20 protein-coding genes and 1 tRNA gene are annotated in these 26811 nt (G+C 71.0%); 14 read left to right on the forward strand and 7 right to left on the reverse strand.

Annotated features, from left to right (window positions below; all coding sequences use genetic code 11):
• Window positions 1-104 precede the first annotated feature (104 nt).
• The 4 genes from BLT23_RS26685 to BLT23_RS26700 all read left to right on the forward strand — a co-directional run bounded on the left by BLT23_RS26685 (window position 105) and on the right by BLT23_RS26700 (window position 4103).
• On the forward strand, window positions 105-485 hold the full coding sequence (locus tag BLT23_RS26685) for a tetratricopeptide repeat protein (RefSeq protein WP_090053561.1): 381 nt from the start codon (window positions 105-107) through the stop codon (window positions 483-485).
• Window positions 486-689: 204 nt separating this feature from the next.
• Entirely contained in the window at window positions 690-1916 is a 1227-nt protein-coding gene (locus tag BLT23_RS26690) for a chymotrypsin family serine protease (protein WP_090053563.1), read from the forward strand.
• Window positions 1917-1998: 82 nt separating this feature from the next.
• Entirely contained in the window at window positions 1999-3210 is a 1212-nt protein-coding gene (locus tag BLT23_RS26695) for a chymotrypsin family serine protease (RefSeq protein WP_090053565.1), read from the forward strand.
• 74 nt (window positions 3211-3284) lie between these two features.
• Complete coding sequence (locus BLT23_RS26700; protein ID WP_090053568.1) at window positions 3285-4103, forward strand: lysozyme family protein; 819 nt, start codon at window positions 3285-3287, stop codon at window positions 4101-4103.
• A 49-nt stretch (window positions 4104-4152) separates the two neighbouring features.
• Here the strand turns inward: BLT23_RS26700 and BLT23_RS26705 are convergent, their stop codons facing one another.
• The 5 genes from BLT23_RS26705 to BLT23_RS26725 all read right to left on the reverse strand — a co-directional run bounded on the left by BLT23_RS26705 (window position 4153) and on the right by BLT23_RS26725 (window position 13660).
• Window positions 4153-7326 carry a S41 family peptidase gene (locus BLT23_RS26705; RefSeq protein WP_218133897.1) on the reverse strand — a complete coding sequence of 1058 codons (3174 nt, stop codon included), beginning with the start codon at window positions 7324-7326 and terminating at the stop codon, window positions 4153-4155.
• 28 nt (window positions 7327-7354) lie between these two features.
• Window positions 7355-8272: a nucleoside triphosphate pyrophosphohydrolase gene (locus BLT23_RS26710; protein WP_090053865.1), complete on the reverse strand. Its 918-nt coding sequence runs from the start codon at window positions 8270-8272 to the stop codon at window positions 7355-7357.
• The gene (locus tag BLT23_RS26715) at window positions 8272-9219 is read right to left on the reverse strand and encodes a SurA N-terminal domain-containing protein (RefSeq protein WP_143036052.1); all 948 of its coding nucleotides are present in this window, start codon (window positions 9217-9219) and stop codon (window positions 8272-8274) included. The genes BLT23_RS26710 and BLT23_RS26715 overlap by 1 nt, the downstream gene beginning before the upstream one ends.
• Before the next feature lie 14 nt (window positions 9220-9233).
• Window positions 9234-12803 (reverse strand): transcription-repair coupling factor, encoded by a 3570-nt coding sequence (gene mfd / locus BLT23_RS26720; protein ID WP_176946933.1) that lies wholly within the window; start codon window positions 12801-12803, stop codon window positions 9234-9236.
• Between the two features lie 128 nt (window positions 12804-12931).
• Window positions 12932-13660 carry a maleylpyruvate isomerase family mycothiol-dependent enzyme gene (locus tag BLT23_RS26725; protein WP_090053577.1) on the reverse strand — a complete coding sequence of 243 codons (729 nt, stop codon included), beginning with the start codon at window positions 13658-13660 and terminating at the stop codon, window positions 12932-12934.
• Between the two features lie 99 nt (window positions 13661-13759).
• Between BLT23_RS26725 and BLT23_RS26730 the strand changes: the two genes are divergently transcribed.
• Window positions 13760-14869, forward strand: a complete 1110-nt coding sequence (locus BLT23_RS26730) for a PQQ-dependent sugar dehydrogenase (protein ID WP_090053580.1) — start codon at window positions 13760-13762, stop codon at window positions 14867-14869.
• 94 nt (window positions 14870-14963) lie between these two features.
• On the opposite strand, the gene BLT23_RS26735 is transcribed toward BLT23_RS26730, so the two are convergent.
• Window positions 14964-15566, reverse strand: a complete 603-nt coding sequence (locus BLT23_RS26735; protein WP_090053582.1) for a TetR/AcrR family transcriptional regulator — start codon at window positions 15564-15566, stop codon at window positions 14964-14966.
• Window positions 15567-15648: 82 nt separating this feature from the next.
• Between BLT23_RS26735 and BLT23_RS26740 the strand changes: the two genes are divergently transcribed.
• The 8 genes from BLT23_RS26740 to pth all read left to right on the forward strand — a co-directional run bounded on the left by BLT23_RS26740 (window position 15649) and on the right by pth (window position 23295).
• On the forward strand, window positions 15649-16791 hold the full coding sequence (locus BLT23_RS26740) for an alpha/beta fold hydrolase (protein ID WP_090053586.1): 1143 nt from the start codon (window positions 15649-15651) through the stop codon (window positions 16789-16791).
• A gap of 88 nt (window positions 16792-16879) precedes the next feature.
• Window positions 16880-16950 (forward strand) — tRNA-Gln (locus tag BLT23_RS26745).
• A gap of 27 nt (window positions 16951-16977) precedes the next feature.
• The gene (locus BLT23_RS26750) at window positions 16978-18672 is read left to right on the forward strand and encodes a GGDEF domain-containing protein (protein ID WP_245744187.1); all 1695 of its coding nucleotides are present in this window, start codon (window positions 16978-16980) and stop codon (window positions 18670-18672) included.
• A 47-nt stretch (window positions 18673-18719) separates the two neighbouring features.
• Complete coding sequence (glmU, locus tag BLT23_RS26755; protein ID WP_090053589.1) at window positions 18720-20192, forward strand: bifunctional UDP-N-acetylglucosamine diphosphorylase/glucosamine-1-phosphate N-acetyltransferase GlmU; 1473 nt, start codon at window positions 18720-18722, stop codon at window positions 20190-20192.
• Window positions 20193-20206: 14 nt separating this feature from the next.
• Window positions 20207-21178: a ribose-phosphate diphosphokinase gene (locus BLT23_RS26760; protein ID WP_176946943.1), complete on the forward strand. Its 972-nt coding sequence runs from the start codon at window positions 20207-20209 to the stop codon at window positions 21176-21178.
• 389 nt (window positions 21179-21567) lie between these two features.
• Window positions 21568-22173 carry a 50S ribosomal protein L25/general stress protein Ctc gene (locus BLT23_RS26765; RefSeq protein ID WP_090053596.1) on the forward strand — a complete coding sequence of 202 codons (606 nt, stop codon included), beginning with the start codon at window positions 21568-21570 and terminating at the stop codon, window positions 22171-22173.
• Window positions 22174-22235: 62 nt separating this feature from the next.
• Window positions 22236-22742 (forward strand): DivIVA domain-containing protein, encoded by a 507-nt coding sequence (locus tag BLT23_RS26770; protein ID WP_245744189.1) that lies wholly within the window; start codon window positions 22236-22238, stop codon window positions 22740-22742.
• Window positions 22732-23295: an aminoacyl-tRNA hydrolase gene (pth, locus tag BLT23_RS26775; protein WP_090053599.1), complete on the forward strand. Its 564-nt coding sequence runs from the start codon at window positions 22732-22734 to the stop codon at window positions 23293-23295. Before BLT23_RS26770 ends, pth begins: the two co-directional genes overlap by 11 nt.
• Window positions 23296-23712: 417 nt before the next feature.
• Here the strand turns inward: pth and BLT23_RS26780 are convergent, their stop codons facing one another.
• Entirely contained in the window at window positions 23713-25326 is a 1614-nt protein-coding gene (locus tag BLT23_RS26780) for a fatty acyl-AMP ligase (protein ID WP_090053602.1), read from the reverse strand.
• A gap of 45 nt (window positions 25327-25371) precedes the next feature.
• Between BLT23_RS26780 and BLT23_RS42305 the strand changes: the two genes are divergently transcribed.
• Entirely contained in the window at window positions 25372-26727 is a 1356-nt protein-coding gene (locus tag BLT23_RS42305; RefSeq protein WP_425434414.1) for a DivIVA domain-containing protein, read from the forward strand.
• Window positions 26728-26811: the final 84 nt, after the last annotated feature.

Consider the following 26811-nt stretch of genomic DNA (forward strand, 5'->3'; position numbering starts at 1 on the left):
CGCGTCCGAACAGGACTCCGGTTCGCCGCTTTCGTCCACTCCTTCGAGTTCTGTCGCCCGGACGGCAGTCGAAGAACCCCGGACCGGTGGGTACCGTTGATCCAATGACGGACGGCACCTTCGAGGCGTTCAGGAAGGCGGAGGCGTTGCTCGCCCAGCGCCGCCCCCTCGACGCCCTGCGCGAGCTGAGGCCGGTGCTGGACGAGGCGGGGGACGCACCCTCCGTGCAGCTGCTCGCCGGCCGGGCGTACCTCGGGTCCGCGCAGCTGAACCGGGCTGAGCAGGCGTTCCGGAAGGTGCTCGACCTCGACCCGAGCGACCACTACGCGCGGTTCGCGCTCGGCAGGACGCTGCAGCGGCTCGCCCGGCTGCCGGAGGCGCTGGCCCAGCTGCGGATGGCCGTCGCGATGAACCCGTCGCCGGAGTACCAGGAGGCCCTCGGCGAGGTCCGCGCCCGCATGGCCGTCGAGCGGGACCGCCACTGAGGTCCACTGTGGACTGTCCGCACGTTGACCCGAATGGACGCCTGTTCAACGGTGCGTGAGCGACTAAGTTCTCTGTGAGGCCACCGGGGGGACGCGACGAGCGTTCTGACGGGCGCCGGATCTGGGGGGATCCAACCGTGAAGCGCGGCGTGAGCTGCCCTCGTTTCGGTGTGCCTTCACCGCCGCGACAGAGGGGTTCCCGCAGTGAAGAAGATCAGGCTTTCGGTCCTGGCGGCCATCACCGCCACGACGGCGTCGCTGGTGATGGCCTCGCCGGCGCTCGCACAGGCCGACTCCGGTCCGTCCGCCCTCACGCCTGAGGTCAAGGCGCTGATGGCGACCCAGGACAAGCTCCACAAGATCGCCCAACGGGTGGAGAGAGACAACGGCTTCAGCGGTTTCTACGTGGACGCGGGCAGCAAGACGCTCAACGTCTACTGGAAGGGCAAGGCTCCGGCCAAGCTCAACGCCGCCGCGGCCGTCGCCAAGGCGCAGGGCCTCACCGTGAAGGTCCACTCCGCCAAGTACTCCGAGGCCGAGCTGAAGGCCGAGGCCGCGCGCCTGGTCAAGTCCGGTTCGGTGCACAGCGTCGCCGCCAAGTACGACGGCAGCGGCCTCGCCGTCAAGCAGTCCGGCACGGAGGTCGCGGCGAGGGCCGCGGTGCAGAGCTCCGTCGCCGTCGAGGTGCAGGCGGGCGGCTTCGAGCTCGCCGCGACCCGCCTCTTCGACGCCGCCCCGTACAAGGGCGGCGGGTACATCGAGAACTACGCCAACGGCATCGTGCAGGGCGCCTGCACCTCCGGTTTCGCCGTGACCGACAACGCCACGGGCGCCGACAAGCTCCTCACCGCGGCGCACTGCGGCAACGTCGGCAGCTACTTCACGACCGGCTCCGGCAGCATCATCGGCGCGGTCCAGAGCCGCTCGATCTCCTCGGACAGCGAGGTCCTCCCCGCCAGCGGCCAGCCGCGCCTGTGGATCGGCGAGTCGATCCAGAGCGAGATCACCCAGCCGTCGGCCTTCCAGTACGGCCTCGACGTGATCGGCTCGTCCGCGACCTACGCCGGTGACTGGCTGTGCGACTCGGGTTCGTACTCCGGCACGATCTGCGAGATCCGCGCCGTGCAGACCGGCCTGTCCGTCTGCCTGTCCGGGTTCGGCTGCGTGGAGAACTCCGTCGAGGCCGTGCACCAGGGCGGCTACAGCGCGGGCGGCAACGGCGACAGCGGCGGCCCGGTCTTCTCCGCCCACCCCGGCGACAAGCTGGTGGCCCGCGGCACCCTGACCGCCATCTCGACCCACCCCGAAGACCTGCGCCAGTGCAGCGGCGTGCCGGCGCAGAACGGCCGCCAGTGCTCACGACGCATCGTGTTCCCGGACATCATGCGCCAGCTGGCCGACCACAACGTCCACGTCAAGATCGTTTCCTGACACCACGACGACGGGCGGGCCCGAGTCCACAGAGGACCCGGGCCCGCGAGACCCCGCACACCAACGGACTCCTGGGGGAACCGTGAAGAAGAGACTCACCGCGCTGGCCACCGTCACGGCGGCACTGTTAGTGCCCGCGACACCAGCGCTCGCACAGCAGAACAACCCGATCCCGGCCGGCGTCATCGCCCTGATGGAAACGCAGAACGACCTCCACCGAATCGCCGACAAGATCGAGAAGTCCGGCGGCTTCAGCGGCTTCCACGTCGACGCTGGCACCAAGACCCTCAACGTCCACTGGAAGGGCAAGGCCCCCGCCACCGTGGACGCGGCCGCCACCGCCGCCAAGGCACAGGGCCTGACCGTCAAGGTCCACCAGGCGAAGTACTCGAAAGCAGAGCTGGACGCCGAGGCCACCCGCCTGGTCAAGACCGGCGCGTTCCAAGCAGTAGCCGCGAAGCACGACGGCAGCGGCCTCACCGTCACCGGCAAGAGCGGGGCAGCGAGGACCACCGCACAAAGCACCGTCGCCGTGCAGACGCAGTCCGGCGGCTGGGAACTGGCCGCGTCCCGCCTGTCCGACACCGCCCCGTTCAAGGGCGGCGCCTACGTCGAGAACTACGTGACCGGCCAGCCCCAGGGCGCCTGCACGACCGGCTTCGCCATGATCAGCAACGCCACCAACGCCCCCAAGCTCCTGACCGCGGCCCACTGCGGCGACCTCGGCAGCGGCTACAGCACCGGCAGCGAAGACCCCGTCGGCTACGTCGAAAGCCGTTCGGTCCCGTCTGACAGCGCCATCATCCACGTCACCGGCGCCCAGCCGAAGGTGTGGATCGGCGACTCCGTCCAGACCGAGCTGACCCAGCCCACGGCCAACCAGTACGGCCTGGACGTCATCGGCGCCACCACCACCCTCCCCGGCGACTGGCTGTGCACCTCCGGCGCCTTCTCCGGCACGATCTGCGAGATCCAGGCCGTCACCACGGGCATGACCGTCTGCTTCACCCCCACCGAGTGCGTCTACAACCTGGTGGAGGCACTCCACCGAGGCGGCTACAGCGCGGGCGGCAACGGCGACAGCGGCGGCCCGGTCTTCTCAGCGCACCCCGGCGACCAACTGATGGCCCGCGGCACCCTGACCGCCATCTCGACGAACCCGGCCGACGTCCGCCAGTGCAGCGGCGTCCCGGCGGGCAACGGCCGCCAGTGCTCCCAGCGCATCGTCTTCCCGGACATCACCACCCAGACCGCCCAGCACGGCGTCCGCGTCATGACGACGCAGGCCCAGTAACGCCAAACCGCCCCTGACCGGCACTTTCACCCGAACCACCCGTCCACTTGGAGCAAGCACGTAGCCTGGGTCCCGTGGTACCGCCGCCCTCGACCAGACCCACAGCGCCCCGCGCCCGCCTCGGCAACGTCTTCGGCCGCATCGTCCTGGTGCTGCTGCTGATCGTCGTGGTGGCCGCGGGAGCCTGGGGCCTGGGCGCCCTGAACCGCAGGGAAGCGGCTCCCCTGGGCCCACCCCCGTTCCTGGTGCCGCTGCAGGACGTCACCCCGGGCGAAGCGGCCCCGGGCAACGCCTCCTCGCCAGGCGCGGGCCAGGACCAGAACCCCCTGGCGGAGTGGGCGACCAGGGTCGCCGAAAAGACCGACATCCCGGCCAGGGCCCTCCGCGCCTACGCGAACGCGGACCTGGTGATGCAACAAGAAGCCCCGGCGTGCCGAATCTCCTGGGCGACCCTGGCGGGCATCGGCCGCATCGAGTCGCACCACGGCAACATCAACGGCGCGAAACTCCAGGAAAACGGCCTCCCCTCGCGTCCGATCATCGGCATCCCCCTCGACGGCGGCCCTGGCGTGAGGGCGATCCCGGACACCGACGGCGGTCGCCTGGACGGCGACACGACCTGGGACCGGGCCGTGGGCCCCATGCAGTTCATCCCGGTCACCTGGGCCCGCTGGGCGAAACGGGCGTCAGGCGACGGCCAGCCGGCGGACCCGCAGAACATCGACGACGCGGCCCTGACCGCCGCCAACTACCTCTGCGGAGCCGGAACCCGGGACCTGGGCACAGGCCAAGGCTGGTGGGCAGCGGTGCTCGACTACAACAACTCGGTCGAGTACGGCCAGAACGTCTTCAGCGGCGCCGACGCCTACGCGAGAGCCAGCGCCGCCCAGTAACGACCACGTGCGGCCATCCACCCGCCCGCGGCGCCGGCCCGGTCCTTGATCAGCCCCCCAACGGCGGCAGCTCAGGCCACCGAGCGGCCGGCGTGACCTCCAACGCCTCCAAAGCCATCCCAACAGCCTTCTCCAACTGAGGATCCCGCCCGGCGACCCGATCCGCAGGAGTCACGACAACCTCGACATCCGGATCAACGCCGTAGTTCTCGACATCCCACCCGTGCCCGGCAAACCAGGACGCATATCGCGGCTGAGTGACCATGGTCCCGTCCACCAACGAATAAAGCATGTCGATCCCGATAACCCCGCCCCAGGTCCGAACCCCGACCACAGGCCCGATTCCCAGTTCCTTGATGGCGACATTCACAATGTCCCCGTCAGACCCCGCGTACTCATCCGCAACAGCGACAACAGGACCACGAGGCGCATCCTGCGGATAAGACTCAGGAGCGGTGTACCCCCTGGCAACGGACCACCCGATCACCTTCCGGGCCAGCTTCTCGATGACCAGCTGAGAAGTGTGCCCCCCACCGTTCTCCCGAACGTCCAGAACCAAAGCCTCACGAGCAAGCTCCACCCGAAGATCCCGGTGCAGCTGAGCCCACCCGGCGCCCATCATGTCCGGCACGTGCAAATACCCGACCCGTCCACCGGACAGGGAATGTGTAAAGGCACGTCGTGAAGCAACCCAGTCGTGGTAGCGCAACGGCTCCTCATCGGCCAACGGCACAACGACGACCCGCCGAAGCTCGCCACCCCCACCAGGCCGCACGGTCAGCTCGACGGGCTTCCCGGCCGTCCCCACCAACAACGGCCCAGGACCGGCAGGACCAACAGCCCGCCCATCCACGGCGACAAGAGCGTCCCCAGCCCGAACGGCCACGCCGGGCGCACACAGCGGCGACCGAGCGTGCGGGTCAGACGTCTCACCGGGGATCACCCGCTCCACGACCCAGTCCGAACCGGAGCGGACCAGATCCGCCCCCAGCAACCCCTGCCGGCGAGAAGCGGGAACGCCAGGCGCAGACCCCCACACGTAGGCGTGCGACGTCCCCAGCTCGCCCTGCACCTCCCACAGCAGGTCGACGAGGTCGTCGTGGCTGCCCACCTCGGCCACCAGCGGCCGGTAGCGGTCGAGCTCGCCCTGCCAGTCGACGCCGCCCATGTCGGTGCGCCAGAAGTGGTCGCGCATGAGCCGCCCGTTCTCGGCGTACATCTGCGCCCACTCCGCGGCCGGGTCGACGACGACCCGCACCCGTGCCAGGTCGATCTCCACGTAGTCGGCGGAGTCCTCGTCGGCCTTGCTGTCGGTCGGCACCACGCGCAGGTCGCCGCGGTCCTCCACGACCATCCGCTTGCCGTCGCCGGACACCGCGAACGCGTCCGCGCTGTCGGCCAGGCACTCGGTCTTCTGCTTGGTGAAGTCGAACCGTTCCAGCGCCGTGCGCGGCGGGCGGGCGTCCGGTGACGCGAGGTTGTCGCCCAGCACGCCGAGCAGCGGCCTGCGCAGCCACAGCAGCCCGCCCTTGGCGGCCTTGAGCGCCACGTAGTCGGCGGCGGCGACGGGCACCGGCACGACGCGGTCGGCGAGGCCCTCCAGGTCGACCTTGGTGACGGGCGTCTTCTCGTCGTCGTCCTCGGAGTCCTTGTCCTCGTCGCCGACGGGACGTCCGCCGTGCATCGGCGCGAACGGCGACGGGGTCGTCGCGGCCAGCGGCACGAGGTACGGGCGGCAGCCGGTCGGGAACGACAGGTCGAACACGTGCGCGTCGTAGACCGGGTCGAACGTCCTGACCGACAGGAACGCCAGGTACTTGCCGTCCTCGGTGAACGTCGGCGCGAAGTCGGAGAACCGCAGCGGCGTGACGTCGACGGTGGACAGGTCCGTCGCGTTCACCATCCTGATGTGCCGCAACGGCAACGGGCCGGGGTGCGACCACGCGAGCCACGCCGAGTCGGGCGAGAACGCGAGGTTCGTGATGTGCGCGTTCGCCCCGCGGACGACCTCGCGCACCTCGCCGGAGGACACGTCCACGAGCAGCAGCCTGCCGTCGTGGGTGGCGACGCCGACGCGCGAGCCGTCCGGCGCCGCCGCCAGCGACATGACCCTGCCGAGCTGCCCGGACGCGACGCGGCGGGCCGTGTTGCCCGGTTCCACGCCGCCCACCGGCGCGATCTCCAGGGCTTCCTCGCCCTCGACGTCGGTCACCCACACCGCGGTGCCGGTCTCGCCGAGCACCTTCGGCAGCCGGGCGCGGACGTCGGACCGGTCGGCCAGCGCGCGGACGGGGCCGTCGCGGTGGGTCACCCAGTGCACGGTGCCGCGGACCTCGACGGCGGAGGCACGACCGGTGTGGTCGACGCTGAACGACTCGACGTTGCCGGACGCCTTGACGTGGTGCGGCTGGCGGCCGGTGCGCGGCCCGCCGAGCTTGATGTCGAGCTTGCGCGGGTTCTCCAGGCCGTCGAGCAGCCACAGCTCACCGGCCTGGTGGAAGACGACCCGCGAGCCGTCGCTGGAGGCGTTGCGGGCGTAGAACTGCCCGGACGTGTGGCGGCGCAGGTCGGTGCCGTCGGGCAGCACCGAGTACACGCTGCCGACGCCCTCGTGGTCGGACAGGAACGCGATGCGCCCGTCGACCCACATCGGGTTCGACAGCGTCGACTTGAGGTCCGCGAGGATGCGGGTGAAGTCGCCGCTGCCGTCGAGGTCGACCCACAGCTTCCCGGCCGTGCCGCCGCGGTAGCGCTTCCAGGCCGCCGGTTCCTGCATGTAGCTGGACGACGTGACGACCTGGCCGTCCGGGCCGAAGGAGACGTCGTGAACCCAGCCGAACGGCAGCACCTCGGACGGGCCGCCGTCGAGCGGGACCGCGTGCGCCTGCTTGCGGTTCCTCGACATCTGGCCGGTCGAGGACACCGCGAGCACCCGCCCGTCCGGCGTCCAGCCCGACACCGACGTCCTGATGACGCCCCAGTGCGTCAACCGGCGTGCGGGGCCGCCTTCCACCGGCGCCACCCTCACCTCCGGCGCGCCGTCGATCGTGCTGGCCCAGGCCAGATGCGTACCGTCGGGGGAGAACCGCGGCGAGCGGACCGGTACCTGGTCGGCGGACGCGCGCCAGGCCCTTCCCCCGTCGACCGGCGCGAGCCACACGTCGTCCTCGGCCACGAACGTCACCAAGTCACCGCGAAGATGCGGATACCGCAGGTAAGTCACGTGACGACGTTAGTGCACGGTCAGCCGTTCAGGAGGGCCAAAAACGACGCCAGTCCTCAGCCGAAAGAGAATCCACACCTTCGGCCCTCGCCTTGGCCTCCGCCTCGCGGACGTGCGCGGCGAACCGGCGGCAGACCTGGCGCAGCTCGGTCTCCGGGTCCTCACCGGCGAGCTTCGCGAGCGCGGTCACGGCGAACAGCGCGGTGCCCGTGTCGTCGCCGTCCGGCAGCAGGTCGACGGGGAACCCGGCGCGTCTGGTGCGCTGCACCAGCTTCGCCGCCAGCGCCACCGCGGGCTGGCCGAGCGCGACACCGTCCACACTGGACTCGCGGCGCTTCTCGACCTGCTTGAGCTCCTCCCACCGGTGCTCCTGCGACGTCGCGTCGAACACCGCCGGGTCGTTGCCCGCGAACACGTGCGGGTGCCGGCTGACGAGCTTCGCGACCAGTTCGGCCGCCACGGCGTCGATGTCGAACGGGTCGTCGGCGTCCTCGGCGGCTACGCGCGAGTGGAACAGCACCTGGAGGAGCACGTCGCCCAGCTCCTCGCGCATGGCCGCGCGGTCGCCGTCCTCGATCGCCTCCAGCAGCTCGAAGGTCTCCTCGACCAGGTACTGGCGCAGCGAATCGTGGTCCTGCTCGGCGTCCCAGGGGCAGCCGCCCGGCGACCGCAGCCGGTGCATCACGGCGGCGGCGTCGAGCAGGGCGGCGCCCATGGGCTCCGGGGTCGTGACGACGACGGCGTCCGGGTACGGCTCGGCGGACGTCGCGACCACCACCGCCCCGTCCTCCACGACCGCGGGCGCGGGCCCGTCGATGCCGAAGGACGCCCAGGACTCCGGCGGTACGCCCTCGCCCGCGTAGACGGCCTTGGCCGTGCGCAACGCGGGCAGGGCGGCAGCGGGCAGCACGTCACCGAGCCGCTCGCTGAGGACGACGACGGTGATCAAGACTTCTTCCTGGCAGCGGGCACCCCGACGAACCCGGCGCGCTCACCGGCGGAACCGACGACCGTGGCGTCGGTCGGGTCCCACACGCCGTAGCGGGGGTTGACCTCGATGTCGAGGTCGGCCGCCAGGTACTGGGCGATGCGCAGGCCGAACGCCGCGAGCAGGCGCGGGTCGATGCGCTCGCCGAGGTCCTCCTCGCCGGGAGAGGCGGAGACCTTGTTGCGCTCCTTGACCAGCGCGACCATCCAGCTGGCCTGCTGCTCGTCGGCGGGGAAGGCGACGACGGTGCCGGGCTCCACGCCCCACAGCATCGTGTGCACCAGCGACGGGTTCTCGGTGACGCGCACCCGCTGGCCGGTGGCCGACGCCTGCTGGCCGGACGCGGTGCGCGGGGCCTCCTGGATGAACCGCGCCATCTTCGACGGGTCCGCGGTGACCTCCGCGGCCTTCTCCTTGGCCTCCTTGGGGTCCCTCACCTGGAAGAAGTCGATCACGACCTCCAAGGTGGTGAGGTTGCGGCGGGCCAGCTCGCCCATCACCAGCACGTCGCGCTGGCGGCGGTGGATCGTGGTGGCGTCCTGCTCGCTCTGCTTGGACGCCTCCTCCGGCCCGCCCTTCTCCTGCACGGCGTCGTACACCTCGGTCTCGTCGACCGTGATGCCCTCGCGCTGTGCCGCGTGGTCGGCGATCCGGTGGGTGATCTCGTCCGCCAGCACCAGCCGCGAGACCTGGTCGAGCTTGCCCTGGTCCTGCATCTGCTGGGCGGCGGGTTCCTTCTTGAGCACCGTCACGGTGCGGTCCTGGACGGTCTCCAGGTCGATCGTCTGGCCGCCGACGATCGCGGCCGAACCGGCCTTCGCGGGCTCGGAGCCGCATCCGACAACCGTCACTGCGAGCAGCGCGGCGACACCGACCAGCGACAAACGCTTCAGAACAGTGCTCACGAGGACCTACCTTCTCACGCCGTGGTGACCGGGGTCACGGGAGTCCCCGCGAGTGAGTCGAGAAACGCACCACACCAGTCCAGCAGTTCCTGGTCTCGCAGCTGCGGTGCGCCCATCCGGCCGCCCGCCGCTCCCTCCGTCGGCCTAGGGACGGTGACGGTCCCCATCGCATGCTTGTAGACGGCCTTCGGGAACAGGCGCCGCAACCGCACCAGCTGCGAGTCGCGCAGCTCCAGCTTCGCGAACCGCAGGTTCTGGCCCATCGCGATGACCTCGGTGACGCCGTGGCGGCGGCAGGCGTGCCGCAGGCGGGCCACGCCGAGCAGTCGCTCGACGGGCTCCGGCGGCGTGCCGTAGCGGTCCTTGAGCTCGTCCCAGACGGCCTGCAACGACGCCTCGTCCGCGGCCGCCGCGATCTTGCGGTACGCCTCCAGCCGCAGCCGCTCCCCCGGCACGTACTCGTGCGGGATGTGCGCGTCGACCGGGAGGTCCACCCGCACCTCGGCGAGCTCCTCCTCGACCTCGCCGCCGTCGGCGCCCGCGTGCCGGCGGAACGCCTCGACGGCCTCGCCGACCAGCCGCACGTAGAGGTCGAAGCCGACGCCCGCGATGTGACCGGACTGCTCGGCGCCCAGGATGTTGCCGGCGCCGCGGATCTCCAGGTCCTTCATCGCGACGGCCATGCCCGCGCCCAGCTCGGTGTTCTGCGCGATCGTCGCGAGCCGGTCGTGCGCGGTCTCCGTCAGCGGCGTCTCGGACGGGTACAGGAAGTACGCGTACCCGCGCTCGCGGCCACGGCCGACGCGGCCGCGCAGCTGGTGCAGCTGCGCGAGGCCGAGCAGGTCGCCGCGTTCGACGATCAGCGTGTTCGCGTTGGAGATGTCGAGACCCGTCTCGACGATCGTGGTGCAGACGAGGACGTCGAACTCGCGCTCCCAGAAGCCCTGGATGATCTTCTCCAGGCGGTCCTCGTTCATCTGGCCGTGCGCGGTGACGACGCGCGCCTCCGGCACCAGCTCGCGGATGCGGCGCGCGGCCTTCTCGATCGACGAGACCCTGTTGTGCACGAAGAAGACCTGGCCGTCGCGCAGCAGCTCGCGGCGGATGGCCGCGGCCACCTGCTTGTCGTCGTACGCGCCGACGTAGGTGAGGATCGGGTGCCGTTCCTCCGGCGGGGTCAGGATCGTGGACATCTCGCGGATGCCCGCGAGCGACATCTCCAGCGTGCGCGGGATCGGTGTCGCGGACATGGTCAGCACGTCGACGTGCGTGCGCAGCGCCTTGATGTGCTCCTTGTGCTCCACGCCGAACCGCTGTTCCTCGTCGACGATCACGAGGCCGAGATCCTTGTACCGCACCGTCTTCTGCAACAGCCGGTGCGTGCCGATGACGATGTCGACCTCGCCGTCGGCGAGTCCAGCGATGGTCTGCTCGGACTCGGCGGCGTCGGTGAACCTGCTGAGCCCCTTGATGTTCACCGGGAACTGGCGCATGCGTTCGGCGAACGTGTTGAGGTGCTGCTGGGCCAGCAGCGTCGTCGGCACCAGCACGGCGACCTGCTTGCCGTCCTGCACGGCCTTGAACGCCGCGCGCACCGCGATCTCCGTCTTGCCGTAGCCGACGTCGCCACAGATGACGCGGTCCATCGGGACGCCGCGCTCCATGTCGGCCTTGACCTCGTCGATCGCGGCCATCTGGTCCTGCGTCTCGGTGAAGACGAAGGCGTCCTCCAGCTCGCGCTGCCACGGCGTGTCCGGCCCGAACGCGTGGCCGGGGGCGCTCTGCCGGGCCGCGTAGAGCTGCACCAGCTCGGCGGCGATCTGCTTGACCGCCTTGCGCGCCTTGGACTTCGTGTTCTTCCAGTCGCTGCCGCCGAGCTTGTTGAGCGTGGGCAGCTCACCGCCGACGTACCGGCTCACCTCGTCGAGCTGGTCGGTCGGCACGAACAGCCGGTCGCCGGGCTGGCCGCGCTTGGACGACGCGTACTCCAGCACGAGGTACTCGCGGGTGGCCGAAGCGCCCGCGGTGTCTTTGGTCGTGCGCTGCACCATCTCCACGTACTTGCCGATGCCGTGCTGCTCGTGCACCACGAAGTCGCCCGCCTTGAGCGCCAACGGGTCCACGGCGTTGCGCCGCTTCGACGGCATCTTGCGCATGTCCTTGGTGGACGTGCCGCCACGGCCGCCGGTCAGGTCGGTCTCCGTCAGCACCACCAGCGCGAGGTCCGGCAGCACGAAGCCGTCCTCCAGGCAGCCGCGCACCACCGTCACCGAGCCCGCCTGCGGCGCCTCGTCGAGCGAGTCGAGGCAGACGGCGGAGACCTCGGCCTCCCGCAGCCGTTCACAGGCGCGCTGCGCGGTACCGGCGCCCGGCACGACCAGCACGGCCGCGCCGCCGGTCGCGGTGTGCGCCTTGAGGTCCGCGAACGCCCGCTCGACGTCGCCCTGGTACGCCTCGACGGGCTTGACGTCGAGGTGCACGACGTCCGGCGTGTCAGTGGTCAGCTGGCTGAGCGTCCACCACGGACGGTCGTTCGCCCTGGCCTGGTCGGCGACCTCGCCGATCCCCTGGTACGCGCTGCGCCCGAGGTCGATCGGCGCCTTGCCGCCCGCCGCGGCGGCCATCCACGACGCCTCCAGGAACTCCTGGCCGGTGCGCACCAGGTCGGCGGCGCGGGCGCGGATCTTCTCCGGGTCGTGCAGCAGGACGTGCGTGCCCGCCGGGACGACCTCGGTGAGCAGCTGCAGCTCGCCGGGGCACAGCGCCGGGATCAACGCCTCCATGCCCTCGACCGCGATGCCGCCCGAGATCTTCTCCAGCATCTCCGCGAGGTGCGCGTCGGAGCGGTGCTCCTCGGCGAGACCGGCGGCGCGCTCCTTCACCTCCTCGGTGAGCAGCACCTCACGGCACGGCGGCGCCACGAAGTCGGTGATCTCCTCGGGCAGCGACCGCTGGTCCTGCACGGAGAACGGCCGGATCTCGCTGACCTCGTCGCCCCAGAACTCGACGCGGTACGGGTGCTCCGCGGTCGGCGGGAAGATGTCGAGGATGCCGCCGCGGGTCGCGTACTCGCCGCGCTTCTCGACCATGTCGACGCGCGTGTACGCGTTCTCCGCCAGCCGCGTGACGAGCTCGGCGAAGTCCTGCTCCTCGCCGACCTTCAGGTGCACGGGCACCAAGTCGCCCAGGTCCGGCGCCATCGGCTGGATGAGGCTGCGGACCGTGGTGACCAGCACCTTGATCGGGTTGCCCTCGGGGTGCTTGAGCCGCCGCAGCACCTGAAGCCGCGCGCCGACCGTGTCCGCGCGCGGGCTCAGCCGCTCGTGCGGCAGCGTCTCCCAGCTCGGGAAGAACGCCACCGCGTCCGGGCCGATCAGGTCCCTGACGACGTTCGTGAGCTCCTCGGCCTCCCTGCCGGTCGCCGTGACGGCCAGGACGGGCCGGACCGTGGACAGCGCCGCGGTGACGAGCGGGCGGGCGGCCAGCGGGCCGTCCAGCGCCAACTCGGGGACACCGGCGGAGTCGATCAACGTGCGGAGGGCTTTGTCGGGCAGGACACCATCGAGCAGGCCGAGCAGCGGCATGAGAGAAACCCCGGTCAAAGTGCTGTTGCGACGCCGGACAGACCCCTGCCTGGGACGAGGGGCCTCGCTCCCCACCTTAGCCCGTCCGGCGAACCCGCATCGGGTGGTTGCGGCGCCGCTCAGGCGGGCTACCAGGCGGCCAGCCGTTCCAGCACACCCCGGTCGCCGCGGACCTCCAGCACGTCCAGGCCGAGCCGTCCGTACAGCACGAGCATCAGGTCGTGGGCAGTCCCGACGGCCTCGACGGAGGCGTCCCGCCGCGGGACGAGCCGCGCCCCCTCCCCGTCCAGCCGCAGCCACCACGACCGGCCTGCCGCCTCGAAACGGATGGTCTCGGGCTCGTGCGGCCACGGGTCGGTCGTCGTGTTGAACATGCGCAGGAACTCGTCCACGCCGTCCACCGCGATCTCGGCGGGCACGGGCTGCGGAGCACCGATGGTGACCTGGGCGTCGTAGGTGTGGGCGGCGACCTCGTGCAGCTGGCGGCGGGCCACGACCCCGGCGGTGCGCGGCGCGGTGGTCCAGAAACCCCAGCACTCGCGGTCCGGTCCTGCCGCCTCCAGCGCGTCGAGGAGCTCCCGCGTCGCGTCCTCCAGCCAGCCGAGCAGGTCGTCGCGCCCCTCGGGCATCGGCACCGGCTCGGGGGCCGCTTTGGCGTCCGCCGGACCCGCGGCGACGGTGGCGGCCCAGGTCCTGCGGCCGTCGCCGATGTGCCGCACGAGGTCGGCGAGGGTCCAGTCCGGACAGGTGGGGACCTGCGCGCCCAGGTCGGGGGCGGCGGCGACCGCGGCGCGGAAGGCGGCCGACCGTTCGTCGATCAGGCGGAGGAGGTCGGAGAAGCCCGGCGTGGTGTGCACTGCGGGTGTCTAGCACCGGGGCCGGGCGAGCGGACAGCGAATATCGATGGTCCAAGCGGCCTTACGCGACCACCACGACACAAAACGCATAGTTGGGACATGCGCGCACTGGTTGCAGCTGTCTCGGTCCTGGCCCTCGCGGCCTGCTCCACGCCGGAACCAGGCGGCAACGCGCCGTCGAAGGCTCCCGCGCCGCAGGGCTTGCGGGTCGAGGAGGTCGCGGGCGGGTTCCAGCACGGCTGGGACCTCGGGTTCCTGGAGGACGGCTCCGTCCTCGTCACCGAACGTCCCGGCACCCTCAAGCTCGTCAGGAACGGCCAGGTCACGCCTGTCGACATCGACCTGACGGACGTGCAGGCGCGGGGCGAGGGCGGTCTGATGGGCCTCGTCGTCCACCCCGGCGGCGAGCGCTTCACCCTCTGCTACAACACCGTCCGCGACGTGCGGCTGGTGACGTTCCGGCTCGACGGCACCACGGCCACGAAGGTGAAGGACCTGCTCACCGGCATGCCGTCGAACTCCAGCGGGCGGCACTCCGGGTGCCGGCCCACGCTCGCGCCGGACGGCACGATGTACGTCGCCACCGGTGACATCGCGCAGGGCCGCAACCCGCAGGACCGCACCAGCCTCGGCGGGAAGGTGCTGCGGATCGACGCCGAGACCGGCGAGGGGGCGGCGGGCAACCCGTTCATCGGCTCTGCCGACGCCAACGAGCGGCGGATCTTCACCTACGGCCACCGCAACGTGCAGGGCGTCGTCTTCCGGCCGGACTCCGACCAGGTGTTCTCCAGCGAGCACGGGCCCAGCACGGACGACGAGGTCAACCTGCTCAAGGCCGGTGGCAACTACGGCTGGGACCCGTCGCGGGGCGGCACGAAGGGCGGGTACGACGAGAGCGTGCCGATGACCGACCTGGAGCGGTTCCCCGACGCGGTGCCCGCGGTGTGGTCGTCCGGGTCGCCCACCGAGGCGATCTGCCAGGCGGCGTTCTGGAACGGCAAGCTCGCGGTCACCGCGCTGAAGGGCTCGAAGCTGCTGCTGTTCAGCCTCGACGAGGCCGGGAAGGTGCAGAACGTGAGCATCCCCGACGAGCTGAACGACAGGTACGGGCGGCTGCGCGCCGCGAGGACCGCGCCGGACGGGTCGCTCTACCTCACGACCTCGAACGGCACGGACGACAAGCTGCTGCGGCTCACCGGCGACGTGTAAGGCTGCCGGGCCGCCCGACCCCTCGACGAACGGCTCGACAGCGTCATGCTCCGAGTACATCGCGTGAGGGGTGGGTGCCCGTTATCACCGCTGCTCAAGAACGGGGAAAACGCAGCGCCGGCTTGTGGTCCATCGCCGCGAGGCCGTTCCACGCCAGGTTGACCAGGTGGGCCGCGACCTCGTCCTTCTTCGGCTTGCGGGCCTCCAGCCACCACTGGCCGGTCAGCGCGACCATGCCGACCAGGGCCTGCGCGTACAGGGCGGCCAGCTTGCGGTCGTAGCCCTGGCGGGCGAAGTGCACGCCGAGGATGTGCTCGACCTGCGAGGCGATGTCGTTCAGCAGCGAGGAGAACGTGCCGGAGGTCGAGGCGACCGGCGAGTCGCGCACCAGGATGCGGAACCCGTCCGTCGACCCCTCGATGTAGTCGAGCAGCGCGCAGGCGGCCCGTTCGAGCAGCTCACGGGGGTGCGCCCCGCCGTCGAGCGCCTCGACGATCTGGTCCATCAGGCGCCGCATCTCGCGGTCGACGACCACCGCGTAGACGCCTTCCTTGCCGCCGAAGTGCTCGTACACGACCGGTTTCGACACGCCCGCGCGTGAGGCGATCTCCTCGACGGAGGTCGCCTCGAAGCCCTTCTCGCCGAACAGGGCGCGGGAGACGTCCAGGAGCTGTTCCCGCCGTTCTTTGCCCGTCATCCTGACCCTGGCCACCGCGCCAGCCTACGCAGGCCCGAGCGAACGGGACCGCGGCGAGACCGGGACCGGGCATCATCGGCACATGGCCAGACGCAAGATCATCCGCATCGCCGCGGTCACGTCGCTCGTCCTGCTCGTGCTGGTCACGGGCGCGCTGGGCGGCGTCGGGTGGTACTACAGCAACGAGCTGCTCAAGCCCGCCGAGGCACGGCCGCAGCGCTACCCGGAGACGTCGCTCGGCACCGCCGCCGGGAACGTGGTGCTCGCCGAGTCGAAGCTGACGACGCTGCGCGGCACGTACGGCATCGTCTGGCCCGGTGGCGCCGCGAAGATCGGCGACGTCGTCTCGAACGCGGACGGGCGCGTCGAACGGCCGTTGCTCGGCGGCACCGCGCCGCCGGAGGGCACGAAGGTGCGCGTCGAGACCGACCTTTACGACGGCGACCCGAAGAAGGCGCTGGGCATGGTCTACAGCGAGGTCAGGGTGCCGTCGGAGCTGGGAGAGCTCCCCGCGTGGCTCGTCCCCGCCGCGAACCAGGACACGTGGGTCATCACGGTGCACGGGCGGGGCGCGTCCCGCGAGGAGGCGCTGCGCGTCGTTCCGCAGTTGCACAAAGCCGGGCTGCCCGTCCTGCTGATCACCTACCGCAACGACCCCGACGCGCCCCCGTCGCCCGACGGGCTCTACCACCTCGGCGACACCGAGTGGCGCGACGTCGAGGCGTCGATCCGGTACGCCCGGTCGCGGGGCGCGCGCAACGTCGTCCTCTACGGCTGGTCGATGGGTGGCGCCCTCGTCGGCCAGCTGCTTTCCCGCTCCGAGCTCGCACCGGCCGTCAGCGGGGTGGTGCTCGACTCCCCCGTCACGAACTGGACGCAGACGCTGAACCTCCAGGCCCGCAACCGCGGCGTGCCGACCTGGCTCACACCGGTCGCCGAGGTCGTCTCCGGCTGGCGCGCCGACCTCGACTTCGACCGGTTCGACCTGGTCCGCAACCCGCCCGCGCACAAGCCTCCGACGCTGGTCCTGCACGGTTCCGCCGACGGCACCGTGCCCGCGCAGTCCTCTCGCGACCTCGCCGCCGCGGCGGACGGACTGGGCTGGCCGCTGCGCTACGTCGAGATCCCGGACGCCGACCACACCTCCGGCTGGAATGTGGCGACGGACACGTACGCCGGGGCGCTCGGCGACTTCTTGACCAGGTCGGTCGGCGTGCGAACGTGATCATGGTCTGAGCCGGACGAGTGGTGGTTGGACAAGGGCGGGAGGTCTCGTGACAACATGTGCGCAGGACGGGTGCGAGCCCGCCCGGTCCGCCATGGTGTAAAGGCAGCACCTCGGATTTTGGTTCCGATGGTCCAGGTTCGAATCCTGGTGGCGGAGCAGGGGCCTTGAGCGCGCAGGGTCAAGGTGTCTTTGGGAGGTGCGGCGCTGCCCGAGGAATCGGTCGACGAGCAGGGCAACGTGGGCCACCGCCACCACGAGATGTCCGACGCGTGGCTGGTGGGCCGCGCGAGCGAGCTTGTCGCCGTCGCCCAGAGCAGCCATCTCGCCGCCCAGCTGGACGCGACCTCCGAGATCGACAACATCCTGGCCGAGGCGCAGGGCCGCGGCGAACCGCGCATCGTCGCGCAGCTGCTCAGGGCCGCGGCCGTGGTCCGGCTCGTCACGCCGGGCCTCGTCGACATGTCCGACCCGCAGCTCGACGAGATGCTCGCCCACTGCCGCCGGCACGGCCTGATCGTGCTGGAGGCGGACGCGCGGGCGTTGCGCGGACGCCGGTTCCTGCTCGGCAACGCCGAGGACAAGGCGCTCACCGAGATCGCGGCGGCGCTCGCGATGATGCTCGACGAGCAGCCGGAGGTCGACCCGGTCATCGACAAGCGCATCTGGGACCAGCTGCTCGCGACGACGTTGCAGGACATCGCCCTGGTGCTGACCCAGCTCGGCGTCTACGAGATGGCCGACGACGTGCTGGCGGGCGCGAACCACGCGCTGCGCGAGAGCGGCCAGCCGCACCAGATCTACGTGCACCTGGTCAACAGGGCCCGGCTGCGGATCGGCTGGGGCCTGCGGCTCGAACGGGTGGACCTGCGCGAGGCCGCGGACGAGCAGTTCCGGGTGGCCGCCGGGCTCGCCGAGGCAGCGGAGGTGCCGTTCCGGCAGTCCCTGCACCCCGGCAGGCGCGACCTCGCCGCCGCCGAGCAGGTGCCGATCCTGGGCGCCGCCCACGCGCTCACCGACCCCGGCGAGGAGCACCTCGACCGGCTGTGGTCGTTGCGCGGCCTGTCGATGTACGCGCGGGAGCTGATCATCGTCGCCATCGCGCTGGCCCGCTGCCTGGTCGAGGCGGGCCGCGTGGACGACGCGCTGAAGGTCCTCGACGACACGCGCACGCAGATGGAGCACGACACGTCCGAGCCGTCGCTCGTGCTGTCACTCGAACGGGAGTACGCCCACCTGTGCGGCCCGCACACCACGTCCGCGCTGCACGCCTACAACGCGGCGTTGGAGCAGGAGCTGTGGCAGATGCGGGAGTCCCGTGTGGCCACTCTGCAGACCCGCCGCGAACACGAACGGCTGACCCGCGCCCACGGCGCCATCGCGCAGCAGGCGTTGCAGGACCCGTTGACCGGCCTGCCGAACCGCCGCGCGCTCGACGACAAGATGAGCGAGCTCATCGCGAGCCAGATCGACCCGTTTTCGATCGCACTGGTCGATTTGGACGGGTTCAAGGGCGTCAACGACCGTCACTCGCACGCCGAGGGTGATGATGTCCTCCGGGTGATTGCCAGCACACTCCGGCAGGCCCTGCGGGGTGACGACATGGTGGCGCGCTACGGCGGCGACGAGTTCGTGGTGCTGCTGCCCGGCGCACCCCTGCACGCCGCGGAGGCGGCACTGGGCAGGGCCGTGGATGCGGTGGCAGGACTGCCAAAGGACCTCTCCCGCGGCGTGACGCTGTCCGTCGGCGTCATCTCGTTGCGCCCGCGGGAAACCGCCACCAGGGCCCTGTCGAGGGCCGACTCGGCGATGTACGTGGCGAAGCGCCAGGGCGGCTGCCAGGTCGCGGCGGTGGCGGGGGAGCCCTCCCAGGAGGCTTAGGCTGGTCCGCGGACTTCGAACCACCCAGCCTGTTAGGGAGAGCATTGATGCTCGAGGGCCCTGTCAGCACGGTCGTGCTCGCCGCCGGGGAAGGCACCCGCATGCGGTCGTCCACGCCCAAGGTGCTGCACCGGATCGCCGGACGCTCACTCGTCGAACACGCGGTCCGCGCCGCGGCCGGCACAGACCCCGACCACCTGGCCGTCGTCGTCGGCCACGGCCGCGAAGCAGTCACCGAGCATCTGGAAGCACTCGCGGGCGCGCTCGGCCGCAAGGTCACCGTCGCGGTGCAGGCCGAGCAGAAGGGCACCGGCCACGCGGTCGGCTGCGGCCTCGCCGAGCTGCCCGGCGACCTGGGCGGCACCGTGATCGTGAGCTACGGCGACGTGCCGCTGCTCGACACCGAGACCTTCCGGGCGCTGCTCGCCGAGCACTCCTCCGCGGGCAACGCCGTCACCGTCCTGACCGCAGAGGTGGAGAACCCCACCGGGTACGGCCGGATCGTCCGCGACGCCGACGGCACCGTCCTGCGGATCGTGGAGCAGAAGGACGCCTCCCCCGAGGAACAGCGCATCACCGAGATCAACTCGGGCGTCTACGCGTTCGACGCGGCGGTGCTGCGCTCCGGCCTGTCGCGACTGTCCACCGACAACGCGCAGGGCGAGCTCTACCTGACCGACGTCCTGGGCATCGCCCGCGGCGACGGCCTGCGCGTCGGCGCGCTGGTCGCGTCCGACCGCTGGCTCGTCGAGGGCATCAACGACCGCGTCCAGCTCGCGGCCGTCGGCGCCGAGATGAACCGCCGCCTCGTCGAGTCCCTGATGCGCTCCGGCGTCACCGTCGTCGACCCGGCCACCGTCTGGGTCGACGCGGACGTGACGGTCGGCCAGGACGCCCTGATCGAGCCGAACGTGCAGCTCCGCGCGGGCACCTCCGTCGGAGCGGGCGCCGTCGTCGGCCCGGACACCACCCTGTCCGGGGTGACGGTGGGCGCGGGCGCGACCGTCGTGCGCACCCACGGCAGCGACTCGGTGATCGGCGACAACGCGACCGTCGGCCCGTTCGCCTACCTGCGCCCCGGCACTTCTCTAGGCGTGAAGGGCAAGATCGGCACGTTCGTCGAGACCAAGAACTCGACGATCGGCGAAGGTTCGAAGGTCCCCCACCTCTCCTACATCGGCGACGCCACGATCGGCGACCACAGCAACATCGGCGCCGCCTCCGTGACCGTCAACTACGACGGCGTGAACAAACACCGCACGATCGTCGGTTCCCACTGCCGCACCGGCTCGGACAACATGTTCGTGGCACCGGTCACGGTGGGCGACGGCGCGTACACGGGCGCGGGCACGGTCCTGCGCCGCGACGTCCCACCCGGCGCCCTGGCGGTGTCCGGCGGCCCACAGCGCAACCTCGAAGGCTGGGTCCTCAGCCGTCGTGAGGGCACCGCCGCGGCTCAGGCGGCGGCAGCAGCCCTCGCGAAGCAGAATGCGGACGAGAAGACACAGGAGGGTCGCTGACCGTGAACCCGCAGATGCCCGGCACACCGAAGAAGAACCTGATGCTCTTCGGCGGGCGTGCCTACCCGGAGCTGACGGAGGAGGTGGCGAAGCACCTCAACGTCACGGTGACCCCGCAGCAGGCGTACGACTTCGCGAACGGCGAGATCTTCGTCCGCTTCGAGGAGTCCGTCCGAGGCTGTGACGCCTTCGTCATCCAGTCGCACACCGCCCCCATCAACCAGTGGCTGATGGAACAGCTGATCATGGTCGACGCCCTGAAGCGCGCCAGCGCCAAGCGCATCACCGTGATCATGCCGTTCTACCCGTACAGCCGCCAGGACAAGAAGCACCGGGGCCGCGAACCGATCTCCGCCCGCCTGGTGGCGGACCTGTTCAAGACGGCAGGCGCCGACCGCCTGGTCTCCGTGGACCTCCACACGGCCCAGATCCAGGGCTTCTTCGACGGCCCGGTGGACCACCTGTGGGCCATGCCCCTCCTGGCGGACCACATCAGGGGCAAGTACGCGGGCCACGACCTGACCGTCGTCTCCCCCGACGCGGGCCGCACCAAGCTGGCCGAGAAGTGGGCGGACACCCTCGGCGGCGCTCCCATCGCCTTCATCCACAAGACCCGAGACCCCCTCCGCCCGAACGAGGTCGTCTCGAACCGGGTGGTCGGCAACGTCAAGGACCGCCTCTGCATCGTGATCGACGACATGGTCGACACCGGCGGCACTATCGCGGGCGCGGTCAAGCAGCTCCTCAACGAGGGCGCCTCCGACGTGGTCATCGCGGCCACGCACGGCATCCTCTCCGGCCCGGCAACCCAACGCCTCCAGGACTCGGGCGTCCGCGAGGTCGTCTTCACCGACACCCTGCCGATCCCGGCCGAGAAGCGCTTCCCGAACATGACCGTGCTCTCCATCGCCCCCCTCCTGGCCCGCGTGATCCAGGAAGTCTTCGAGGACGGCTCGGTCACCTCCCTGTTCGACGGCAACGCCTGACGCACGACACACGGGCCTCCCTGCCGCGACGTGGCAGGGAGGCCCCGCTTTTGCGAGCCGGGTGCGGTGGGGCCCCCGATCAGATTGCCGGGGGTCCGAGGCCGAACCCCGGGTGGAGCACCCCCCGCACGCAGGCCGCCGATCGCACACCCACCCACCCCCCGGTTGGCCTCCCCGATCCCCCCTCACCTACACTGGTCGGGTTGCCTCGGCGAGGGCGAGCTCCTCAAGCTCGGCGTGATCGACGCGGTGGCTTGATGCCGCGCGTGTTGACGTATCCCGCGCTGCTCGCCGCCGCAGGCCGCCACAAAGCCTCAACCGCTGAAAACCGCTGAAGACTTGTGCACCGCCCCGACGTACAAGGCCAGACTTGTAAGGAGTACCCCACCGTGTCCGAGGTCCGTCTCGCCGCTGAGCAGCGCACTGAATTCGGCAAGGGCGCAGCCCGCCGTACCCGTCGCGCCGGCAAGATCCCCGCGGTGCTCTACGGCCACGGTTCCGACCCGAAGCACCTGGCCCTGCCGGCGCTCGAGTTCGCCCGTGTCGTCCGCGAGCACGGTCAGAACGCCGTCCTCACCCTCGCCATCGAAGGCGGGAGCGAGCTGGCGCTCACCAAGACCGTGACCACGCATCCCATCAAGAACTACATCGAGCACGTCGACCTGCTGCTCGTCCAGCGCGGCGAGAAGGTCACGGTCGACATCCCCGTCGTCATCACCGGTGAGCCCGCCTCGGGCACGCTCGTGACGCAGGACGCCACCACCATCAGCGTGGAGGCGGACGCCCTGAACATCCCCGAGCAGGTCGAGCTCTCGATCGAGGGCAAGGAGGCCGGCACCCAGATCCACGCCGGTGACCTGGAGCTGCCCGCGGGTTCCACCCTGGCCACCGACGCCGAGGCCCTGATCGTCGCCGTGAACGAGGCGCCGTCCGCGTCTCAGCTCGAGGGTGACGAGGCCGCCGCCGAGGCGCCCGAGGCCACCGACGAGAGCTGAGCCCCATCACGTCGGGCCGCACTGACGGCGCGCCACCTCCTCACGAGGGGGGCGGCGCGCCGTTGCCGTACCTGAGCCCCGCCGACATCAGGTCGAAGACGTTCCGGCGCAAGCGCCAGGGCTACGACCCGGGCCAGGTCAACGAGTTCCTGCTGATCATCGCGGACGCGCTGGCCGGGCGGCTGCGGCTGAACCCCGACCACATCCGCACCGTCCGGTTCGCCGCGGTGCCGAACGGCTACGACCCGTTGAGCGTCGACGGGGTCCTGCACCTGCTGGAGTTCCAGGTCCGCAACGGCATCGTGCCGCCGACGGGCCTGAACTCCGGCGAGGACCTCCGAGCGCGCAAGCTGCCGAGGTCCGGCACCGGCTACGATCGCGCCGAAGTCGACGCCTTCATCGCGCGCGCCGCGGCCAACCTGGACGGCCGGGGCTCCATGACCTCCACCGAGGTCCGCAACACCCGGTTCAGCACCACGTCCGGCCTGCTGGGCAAGGGCTACCAGGTGCAGGCCGTCGACACGTTGCTGGACGACCTCGAGCAGGAGTTGCGGTTCCGTGGACGCTGACCTCGCCCTCATCGTCGGCCTGGGCAACCCCGGCCCCCGGTACGAGGGCAACCGCCACAACATCGGCTTCCTGGTCCTCGACGAGCTGGCGGCGCGCGTGGGCGGCAAGTTCAAGGCCCACAAGTCCGGCGCCGAGATCGTCGAGGGGCGCCTGTCCGGGCACCGGGTCGTGCTGGCCAAGCCGCGCAGCTTCATGAACCTGTCCGGCGGGCCCGTGTCGAGCGCCGTGAAGTTCTTCAAGCCGACCACGATCGTCGTGATCCACGACGAGCTGGACCTGCCGTTCGCCGCCATCCGGATGAAGCTCGGCGGCGGCGACAACGGCCACAACGGACTCCGCTCCATCACGAAGTCGTTGGGCACCAAGGACTACCACCGGGTCCGCTTCGGCGTCGACCGCCCACCGGGCCGCCAGGACCCCGCTGACTACGTGCTGAAGGACTTCTCCACCGTCGAGCGCAAGCAGCTCGCGCTGGAGATCGACCGCGCGGCCGACGCGACGGAGGCCCTGGTCACCAAGGGCTTGGAAGCCGCCCAAAACGCCTTCCACTGACCCGGCGACACCGACACCCCCACTCCACCCTCCCGACTCCGGCTCACGCCCCTGGCTCCCGGCCACGGCCCACGGCCCACGGCCCACGGCCCACGGCTCACTGTCCGTGATGCCTCGCCGCACACCCGAACCCTTTTCGGGTTTCCCTTGCCGTACGCGGGGACCCCGCGTGTCCGCCATTGGTACGCGGGGTCCCCGCGTACCGCACGGGGCGTCACGCGGGGCACGCTGGGTGGTCGGAGTCACCCTGGTGGGGTACCCGCTGTGGGGAGGGCGGTGAGCCGGTCCCCACAGCGGGTCGGCGGTGAGCCGGTCCCCACAGCGGGTCGGCGGTGAGCCGGTCCCCACAGCGGGTCGGCGGTGAGCCGGTCCCGCAGTTGGTCGGCGGTGAGCCGGTTGAGGCTTCTGGCAGAGCGCCTAGACCAGGGTGGCCGCCGCGGACCGCCGGAGCTTGCCCGACGGCGTCTTCGGCAACGTCCCCGGCGGCTGCACGACCACCGAGAACGGCCGCAGCCCGACCGCGTCCATCACGCGAGCGGTCACCTGCTTGACGAGGTCCTTCTCGGCGGCCTCGTCCCCGGCCAGCTTCGACTCCAGCACCACGGCGAACCGTTCGCGCTGGGTGCCCGCGTCGAGCCGCACGGCGACGGCGTTGCCCGCCCGCACCCCGTCCACGGAGCAGGCGGCACGCTCCACATCGGTCGGGTAGATGTTCCGGCCGCCCATGATGATGACGTCCTTGCGGCGCCCGCAGACGACCACCTGGCCGTCCTCCACCAGGTACCCGAGGTCCCCGGTGGACAGCCAGCCCTCGGCGTCCTGAGTGGCCAGTGGGCCGTCGACGGTCAGGTAGCCGGGTGTCACGGCCTCGCCGCGGATCTGGAGCTCGCCGACGTCGCGCACGCCGAGCACCTCGCCGGAGTCGGACACCACCCGCAGCTCCAGTCCCGGCAGCGGCGGCCCGAGCAACGGGAACGCGCGGCCGGACTCCGAGGGCACGGCGCGGCGGTCGGCCTCGACGGCGTCGGCGTCCACGACGTCCACGGACAGGCCGGTGAACAGCGGCGCGAAGGCCACGCCCAGCGTCGTCTCCGCCATGCCGTAGGCGGCGAGGATCGACTGCGGCCGCAACCCGAACCGGGCACCGGCCTGCACGAACGACTCGACGGCCGCGGGGTCGATCGGTTCGGCGCCGTTCAGCGCCAGCCGCATCGACGACAGGTCGAACGAGTCGGACGAGGACGCGAGGCGGCGGGCCACGATGGCGTAGGCGAAGTTCGGCGCGGCGGTGATCGTGCCGCGGTAGCGGGTGATCAGGTCGGCCCACAGCGTGGGGCGCGACAGGAAGTCGACGGGCGTGACCTTCACCAGTTCCAAGCCGAAGAGCATGGGCACGGTCAGGAACCCGACCATCCCCATGTCGTGGAACAACGGCAGCCACGACACCATCACGTCGGTCTCGGGGTCGAGCGCCGCCGCGATCCGCATGCCCTCGGCGTTGGCCATCAGGTTCCGGTGTGTGATGCGCACCGCTTTCGGGTCAGCGGTCGACCCACTCGTCAACTGCAGCAGGGCCGTGGCATCCTCGGGGGTGGGAACAGGAGCGGCGATCGGTTCCGCGTCCAGCTCGGACAGCTTGCGGTAGGGAATCCCGTGCTGGTCGAGCACGGGTGCCAGGGCGTCGAACGGGCTGCCGAGCAGGACGAGACGCGAGTCGATCATGGCGAGCACCCGCAGCGTGTCCTCGGCCCACTCGGCCAGGTCGGTGCGTGGTGTGGGTTGATGCAACATCGTGACGCTGCCGCCGCACAGCCACGCGGCCTGCACGGCGGGGGCGATCACAGCTGGTTCGGCGGCGAGCACGGCGATCGCGGTGCCCGGCGCCACGTCGAGCGCACCGGCCATCCGCCGGGCGCGTTCGTGCACCTCGGCCCAGGTCTTGCGGACGGGTGCGGCGGGTTCCCCCGTCGTCATGCCCCTGTCCCTGCCGCTGGAGGCCGTCGCCAGCATCACATCCACGAACTGACTCATGTGGCGATCGTAGTGGCGCCGTTTGGTCCATCAGGACGAAACGTTATGCCATGCGAAACGCGATACTCCCCAGTACAGGTACGCAGGAGGAGGTCATTGGTGGATCGGGGCGGCCCCGGAGCGCAGCATCGTCTACCCGCGCATCCGGCACCTCTGCTCTCCGCACAGGACGTGGCGCTGGTCGCGTTCCACCGGCCCCCCAGGGGTCAGCGGGGGTACGACGCGGCCGAGGTGGACTCGTTCCTCGATCGCGTCGAGGCCACGATGCGCAGCAGGGACATCCTGACGCGCGAAGACGTGCTGAACGTCAAGTTCAGCACAGCGACCCGTGATCCCGGGTACGACGTCAACGAGGTCAACGTCTTCATGGAGCTCGTGGCCGACACGTTGCGGTCCACTCCGCAACGCCAGCAGGCCACCGCACCGGCGCAGGGCGCGCACGCCACCTCGCAGGCGATGAGACCCGCGGTGCGGCTGTCCCCGGACGACGTCGCCGCGGTGCGCTTCCACAAGCCCAGACCGGGGACCCGCGGGTACCACGAAGGTCAGATCGACGCGTTCCTCGACCGCATCGAGGCCACCCTGCGGGGCAGGGACAACCTGACCGCGCAGGAGGTCCAGGACGCGGTGTTCGGCGAGTCGGCGCCGGGAACGTTCGGGTACGACCAGGAGGACGTCGACACGTTCCTGGACCTGGTGGTCCTGATGTTCGAGACGGCGCCACCGCCCAAGGCGCCTCCCGCGCCGGCCCAGCTGCCGCGGCAGCAACAGCGACCCCAGCAGCAGCGCCCACAACCGCCGCAACGGCCCCAGCAGAGGCCCCAGCAGCAGCCGCCCGCGCAACGCCCCGCCGTGGCGGCCTCCGTCGACTCACCGGAGCTCACCGCCGCGGACGTCCGCAACGTCGCGTTCCACCGCCCGCCCCGCGGCCGCCGCGGGTACCAGGAGTCCCAGGTGGACGCGTTCCTCGACCGCATCGAGGCGACGCTGCGCGGCCAGGACAACCTGACCGGCAAGGACGTCCGCGACGTCCGGTTCTCCCGTCCGCTCATCGGACGGCGCGGCTACGACGAGACCGAGGTGGACGCGTTCCTCGGCCAGGTCGAGAAGCAGCTGTCGGGGCCGATGCCGAGCATGCCGCAGATCAAGTCGTGGAAGGACCTGCGCCAGCTGCGCATCCCGCAGGCACCGGCCGGGCAGCGCGGCTACCGCACCGCGCAGGTCGACCGGATGCTGGAGGAGATCGGCGTGGCGCTCGACGGCATGCTGGGGGCGACCTCCGAGGAGGTCATGAAGGCGCGCTTCAGCTACGCGCTGCTGTCCGGCCAGGGCTACGACACGTCGTTCATCGACGAGCTGCTGCCCCAGCTGGCGGAGGAGCTGCGCCGCAAGGGCAAGTAGGCCGTTCCGGCCGGGGTGGACTCGCGGCGGAGGGCATCAGCCCTCCGCATTCCCCGTGACAGCGCCGGAAACTCCTCCCGCGCG

Source organism: Lentzea fradiae, assembly GCF_900100955.1.
Taxonomy (GTDB): Bacteria; Actinomycetota; Actinomycetes; order Mycobacteriales; family Pseudonocardiaceae; genus Lentzea; species Lentzea fradiae.

What these genes read in the sequence shown, in the direction of transcription:
- BLT23_RS26685 (WP_090053561.1), top strand. Translation starts at nt 105, where the DNA reads ATGACGGACGGCACCTTCGAGGCGTTCAGGAAGGCGGAGGCGTTGCTC.
- mfd (WP_176946933.1), bottom strand. Translation starts at nt 12,803, where the DNA reads ATGCCGCTGCTCGGCCTGCTCGATGGTGTCCTGCCCGACAAAGCCCTC.
- BLT23_RS26730 (WP_090053580.1), top strand. Translation starts at nt 13,760, where the DNA reads ATGCGCGCACTGGTTGCAGCTGTCTCGGTCCTGGCCCTCGCGGCCTGC.
- BLT23_RS26735 (WP_090053582.1), bottom strand. Translation starts at nt 15,566, where the DNA reads ATGACGGGCAAAGAACGGCGGGAACAGCTCCTGGACGTCTCCCGCGCC.
- BLT23_RS26740 (WP_090053586.1), top strand. Translation starts at nt 15,649, where the DNA reads ATGGCCAGACGCAAGATCATCCGCATCGCCGCGGTCACGTCGCTCGTC.
- glmU (WP_090053589.1), top strand. Translation starts at nt 18,720, where the DNA reads ATGCTCGAGGGCCCTGTCAGCACGGTCGTGCTCGCCGCCGGGGAAGGC.
- BLT23_RS26760 (WP_176946943.1), top strand. Translation starts at nt 20,207, where the DNA reads ATGCCCGGCACACCGAAGAAGAACCTGATGCTCTTCGGCGGGCGTGCC.
- BLT23_RS26780 (WP_090053602.1), bottom strand. Translation starts at nt 25,326, where the DNA reads ATGAGTCAGTTCGTGGATGTGATGCTGGCGACGGCCTCCAGCGGCAGG.
- BLT23_RS42305 (WP_425434414.1), top strand. Translation starts at nt 25,372, where the DNA reads ATGCCATGCGAAACGCGATACTCCCCAGTACAGGTACGCAGGAGGAGG.